At 69.1% G+C, this 2,534-nt stretch carries 1 protein-coding gene; it reads right to left on the bottom strand.

The window, feature by feature from the left end; genetic code table 11:
• Window positions 1-788: 788 nt before the first annotated feature.
• Window positions 789-2,534 (bottom strand): phosphoenolpyruvate carboxylase (locus LPZ50_RS24030; protein ID WP_230665359.1); only part of this gene is annotated, 1,746 nt, incomplete at its 5' end.

Raw genomic sequence — 2,534 nt, 5'->3', positions numbered from 1 at the left:
TCGCCACCCGCCCCCATCCCCCGCCGACTTGCATCTGATCATCGAGGTTGCGCCGCTGGGGCGGGCCGGGTTCTTGCATCTTGGCGCGGGGTGGGGAAAGGGAAAAACATCGTGCGGGGCCGCCCGCGGAAGCCGCCCAGCGCGGCTTCCGCGGGCATTCGTGGGTATGGCCGGGTGTCTGGCTCCGAAAGGTGCCAGGGTGTTGGGTGTCGGGCTCCCGCCAGGGTGCCCGACACCGTCCTACTGAGATTGTCGTGGCACACAACGGTGTCTGGCACCAGAGGAGCCAGACACCCGGCAACATCCCGGCGGGGCGGTGTTTGGCAGCCTGGCGGGGGGCAGCCAGCCGACGCCCGAACTCCACCAAGCTGGCCGCATGGCCGGTCTCGGGCCCGCTCTTTGCGAGCCAGCCCTGCGCCCAACGGCGCCACACCCTCTCGATCATTCACGCCCGAATGCGCGCGAAGGCCGCGGTGGGCGGCCTTCGCGCGCGGCCCGACAATTTCTTTTTCCCTGTCCTAAAAATCGCCACGAAGCGCAAGAACGCAGTTCGTCCCGGCGTTGTCGGAAGCTTGGACAGGTGCAAGTCGCGGCGGGGGCGGGAAAGCGGCCCGGCGCCTCGGGGGCGAGCGAGGGAAACCGAAGGAAGCCGCAGGCTGACGAGGTTGACGACGCGGTCCCGGGCGCGCGGGGCGCCCGGGCGTCCCCGTGAAGCCGGGCCGCTTTCCCGCCCCCGCCGCGACGCCAAAAGAACCGCGCCTCACCGTACCAACGTACCAAGCTGGCGACTACCCCGAGTTCCGTAGTCCCGCGGCAATCCCGTTGATGGTGAGATGGATGGCGCTGCGCACCCGCTTGTCCGGTTCTTTCGAGCCGTCGCGCTGTTCATTCCGGTAGCGCCGGATCAGTTCGATCTGCAGGTAGTTCAGCGGGTCGATGTAGGCAAAGCGTTCGCGCAGCGATTCCCGCAGCGCGGGGTTGTCGGCCAGTAGCTCGCGTTGGGTCAGCAGGCGCAGCACGGCGATGGTGCGGCCGTGCTCGGCGCTGATCTGCCCGAAAATGCGTTCGCGCAACGAGCGGCCCGGCACCAGTTGGGCGTAGCGCGCCGCGATGGCAAGGTCGGATTTGGCCAGCACCATTTCCATGTTGGACAGCAGCGTGCGGAACGCCGGCCATTCGCGCGCCATTTCGCGCAGTTGGGCCAGGCGCGCGCGGCGCGACCGGGGCGCGCCGGGGGCGCCGGTTTCCAGGTACGCCTCGATGGCCGACCCGACGCCATACCAGCCGGTCAGCATCAAGCGGCATTGCGCCCACGAAAACCCCCACGGAATGGCGCGCAGGTCGTCGATGTGTTGGCCCTGCTTGCGCGAGGCCGGGCGCGAGCCGATGTTCAGGCCGGCGATTTCGGTAATGGGAGTGGCGGCGAAGAAGTACTCGGCGAAGCCGGGGGTGTCGTACACCAGGCCGCGATAGCTGCGCTGCGCGGTTTCCGACATGAACGACATGGCCGGGCCGTAGTGCGCCATGCGCGCGTCTTCCGCGCTGGTGGCCGCGGCACGCGGGGCCAGGGTGGATTCCAGCGTGGCCGCCACCAGCAGTTCCAGGTGCCAGCGGCCCACCTCGGCGTCTTTGTACTTGCTCTGGATGACCTCGCCTTGTTCCGTCAGGCGCAGTTGCCCGGCCACGGTGCCCGGCGGCTGCGCCAGGATGGCGTCGAAGCTGGAACCGCCGCCGCGGCCCACCGAGCCGCCGCGCCCGTGGAACAGGCGCAGCCGCACATTGCGCGCGCTGAACACATCCACCAGGGCGCGCTCGGCCTGGTACAGCGACCAGTTCGACGTGAGAAAGCCGCCGTCTTTGTTGCTGTCGGAATAGCCCAGCATGACTTCCTGGGTGCCGTTCTGCGCCCGCTTCACGCGCTGGCGCACCTCGGGCAGGTCCAGCCAGGCGGCCATGATTTCCGGGCCGCGTTCCAGGTCGGGAATGGTCTCGAACAACGGCACCACCATCAGGCCGTCGCCGGCGCCGATTTCGATGCCGGGGGCGTCGATCAGCCCGGTTTCCTTCTGCAGCACCAGCACTTCCAGCAAATCGCTCAGCGTTTCGGTGTGCGACACGATGGTCTGTTGCACCGCCAGCCGCCCGTAGCGCGCTCGGCCTGCCGCGGCGGCGCGCAGCACGGCCAGTTCGCGCGTGGTTTCTTCACTGTAGGCGATCCAGGGCGAGGCCAGCGGCCGCGCTTGCGCCAGTTCGGCGCGCAGCAATACCACGCGCGCGTCTTCGTCCAGGCGGGAGTAGTCCATCGGCTTGCCGTCGGCTTGCGTGCCGGCGCGCGTGAACAGTTCGGTCAGCACCCGTTCGTGTACGTCGGAACTTTGGCGCAGGTCCACGGTGGCCAGGTGGAAGCCGAACACCTCGACCGCCTGCTGCAGGCCCGACAGGCGCAGCCGCGCGATGGGCGCGGCATGGTGGGCGGACAGCGAGGCAGCGATCACGGCCAGGTCGGCGGCCAGTTCGCGCGGCGCGTCGTAGGC

It is taken from the genome of Bordetella petrii (assembly GCF_020991325.1).
Taxonomy (GTDB): domain Bacteria; phylum Pseudomonadota; class Gammaproteobacteria; order Burkholderiales; family Burkholderiaceae_B; genus Bordetella_A; species Bordetella_A petrii_E.
The sequence above is the reverse complement of the archived record's forward strand: the minus strand, read 5'-3'. Positions and strand labels throughout refer to the sequence as shown.